Consider the following 2690-nt stretch of genomic DNA (forward strand, 5'->3'; position numbering starts at 1 on the left):
CGGTCAGTCCATCGGTCACCGCCATTTCGATGGTCTGGGTGACGCTGGCGCGCAGCTGGTCGTTGTAACGCTTGCGGCGCACCTGGGTGCGCAGCCGCGCCGTCAACTCCTGCTGGTCGATCGGCCGCATCAGATAATCATTGATGCCGAGTTCGAGGCCGCGGATGATGCGTTCCTCCTCGCCCTCCTCCGCCAGCAGGATGATCGGCACGAAACGGGTGCGATCGAGCGAGCGCAACTGCGAACAGAGCCTCAGCGGATCGAAATCGGCGAACGCGGTCGAGATCATCACGCATTCATAGGACGTCTCGGCGGCCTGGAAGAAACCGGCATGCGGATCATGTGTGACGTCGAGGTCGGCCCGGTCGCGCAGCATCTTCTGGATGCGCTCAACGGATGATTTGCGCTCGTCGATCAAAAGCACTTTAGGCGTCGTGTCCTCGGATGCGAAATTGCGGCTGAGCAACTCCTCGATGCCGATGTTGCGCGTCGTCGAGGCGCGCAGCCGCAACTCGTCGGTCAGCGACTTCAGGCGAACCAGGCTCTTGACGCGCGTCATAAGCTGCAGGTCGTTGACCGGCTTGGTCAGGAAGTCGTCGGCACCGGCCTCGAGCCCGCGGACGCGGTCGGAGACCTGATCGAGCGCGGTGATCATCACCACCGGAATGTGCGATGTCGCCGGATCGCTCTTCAGCCGCCGACAGACCTCGAAGCCGTCCATATCAGGCATCATCACGTCGAGCAGCACGACATCGACCTTGCCGTTCTCGCAGGTCTCTATCGCATCCGGCCCGTTGGTGGCGGTCAGCACTTCGAAATATTCGGCCAGCAGCCGCACTTCCAGCAGCCGCACATTGGCAGGGATATCGTCGACGACGAGGATCCGAGCAGTCATTTCACAAGGCTCCGGCTCGGCTGAAGGGGCACATCACGCATCGCCCAGATAGGATTTGATGGTTTCGATGAAACGCGGCACCGAGATCGGCTTAGAAATATAAGCCTCGCAGCCGCCCTGGCGGATACGTTCCTCGTCGCCCTTCATGGCGAAGGCGGTCACCGCAATGACCGGGATGACGTGCAGTTCGTCGTCTTCCTTCAGCCATTTGGTCACTTCAAGCCCCGACACTTCAGGCAATTGGATATCCATCAGGATCAGATCCGGCTTGTGCTGGCGCGCCAAATCGAGCGCTTCCAGACCGTTTCGGGTGCGCACGGTCTCGTAACCGCTTGCCTCGATGAGGTCCCGAAAGAGCTTCATATTGAGCTCATTGTCTTCGACGATCATAACCTTCTTCGGCATCGATTTCCCGTCCCGGCTGCCCTTCCGCTTCGAAGGCAACCGTCATGCGCCCATGTCTGAACGCATCAAACCCTGCTTCACTTTACGGCAATATGATTGACGAAACGGAAATCCGCGGCTGGAAAACAGCGCGAATTCCACCTCGTCCCCTGCGCGTCCAAAGGGCGCGCCACGCTCTAATGGCTTGCCGCAAGCAACTCTTGCCATTACTGCGGGAGAGACTCATTCCACACACCGAAGGTAGTGATGGCAAACGCAGCGTCAATGCGCGAAGAAGCGGAATCGATTGCCGTGAAGGCCCTGGGCTTCGTCGCCTCCGATCCGGAGCTTCTGCCGCGCTTTCTGGCAATCACCGGCATAGAGGTCCATTCGATCCGCAAAGCCGCCAGCGAGCCGGGTTTTCTGGCCGGTGTCCTGCAGTTCATCCTCGCCCACGAGCCGACTCTGATGCGCTTTGCCGAGGAAACCGGCACCCCGCCGGCGGCTGTCGGCAAAGCCTTGCGGTCGCTGCCGCTGGGCGACGACAACCACGAGCATTCCATATGAGCGATGATCCGGAAACCGCGCGCCAGATCGAAGAACTGGCAGCCGACGACCGACCCTTGCTTGTCCTCGATGTCGACGATGTCGTGCTCGAATTCATCCGACCGTTTCCGAATTTCCTCAAGGCGCGCGGCTATGGCCTGACGCTGGCCTCGTTCCGGCTGACCGGCAACATCGCAGAGACCGCCAGCGGCCGCCTGATCGAACAGCCCGAAGTCACGGCACTGCTGGCCGATTTCTTTGACGCGCAAGCCGATTGGCAAAACATTACTGACGGCGCGTCAGAAGCCCTGGCAGGGCTTGGCGATCGCGCGGAAATCATCTTGCTGACGGCCATGCCGCACAAACACCGTGCCGTGCGTCGCGTCCATCTCGACGCGCTTGGGCTGAGCTACCCGCTTCTGACCACTGAAATGGCCAAAGGGCCGGCAGTGGCCAAGCTTCGCGGCAAGGCCGGCCGACCGGTGGTCTTCGTCGACGATCAGCCGCACAATCTGGCGTCGGTACGGGAATCGGTCGCCGACGCCGAACTGTTCCACCTGATGGCCGACAATTCGCTGCGCGCATTCCTGCCGCCGGTGACGGACGATGTGGTCGTCGTCCAGGACTGGCACGAGGCAGCGCCCAAGATCGCAAGCGCGCTGGGGCTCTGAACTCCAGCTTCAGGGTTCAGTTCGCACCTGCGCCGCCGCTGTCGTCTCCGCTGTCATCGGCGCCGTCACCATCATCCAGGCTGTCGTCCACGGCCGGATCGGCGGGCTTCAGCATGACGCCATTGACGGTGACCGAGCCATCGGCCTTGGCATTGACGATCCATTCCAGCCGGCCGTCGGGCAGCGTCTTGCCA

The 2690-nt window shown here is 61.5% G+C and carries 4 protein-coding genes; 2 read left to right on the plus strand and 2 right to left on the minus strand.

What is annotated here, in order from left to right:
* Both EN939_RS28835 and EN939_RS28840 read right to left on the minus strand, forming a co-directional pair.
* On the minus strand, window positions 1–895 hold an 895-nt coding region (locus tag EN939_RS28835), incomplete at its 3' end, for a response regulator (protein WP_127271105.1).
* A gap of 33 nt (window positions 896–928) precedes the next feature.
* Window positions 929–1300, minus strand: a complete 372-nt coding sequence (locus EN939_RS28840) for a response regulator (protein ID WP_127271107.1) — start codon at window positions 1298–1300, stop codon at window positions 929–931.
* Window positions 1301–1546: 246 nt separating this feature from the next.
* Here EN939_RS28840 and EN939_RS28845 point away from each other — a divergent pair, with 246 nt between their 5' ends.
* Window positions 1547–1846 (plus strand): DUF3572 domain-containing protein, encoded by a 300-nt coding sequence (locus EN939_RS28845; RefSeq protein ID WP_024503583.1) that lies wholly within the window; start codon window positions 1547–1549, stop codon window positions 1844–1846.
* The gene (locus EN939_RS28850; RefSeq protein WP_127271109.1) at window positions 1843–2496 is read left to right on the plus strand and encodes a hypothetical protein; all 654 of its coding nucleotides are present in this window, start codon (window positions 1843–1845) and stop codon (window positions 2494–2496) included. The genes EN939_RS28845 and EN939_RS28850 overlap by 4 nt, the downstream gene beginning before the upstream one ends.
* The last annotated feature ends 194 nt before the right edge of the window (window positions 2497–2690 follow it).

Origin of the sequence: Mesorhizobium sp. M7A.F.Ca.CA.002.05.1.1, assembly GCF_003998335.1 — a bacterium.
In the GTDB taxonomy this organism is placed as follows: domain Bacteria; phylum Pseudomonadota; class Alphaproteobacteria; order Rhizobiales; family Rhizobiaceae; genus Mesorhizobium.

Excerpts from the sequence above, each read along its gene's own strand:
- EN939_RS28840 (WP_127271107.1), bottom strand. The coding sequence starts at position 1,300 with ATGCCGAAGAAGGTTATGATCGTCGAAGACAATGAGCTCAATATGAAG.
- EN939_RS28850 (WP_127271109.1), top strand. The coding sequence starts at position 1,843 with ATGAGCGATGATCCGGAAACCGCGCGCCAGATCGAAGAACTGGCAGCC.
- EN939_RS28845 (WP_024503583.1), top strand. The coding sequence starts at position 1,547 with ATGGCAAACGCAGCGTCAATGCGCGAAGAAGCGGAATCGATTGCCGTG.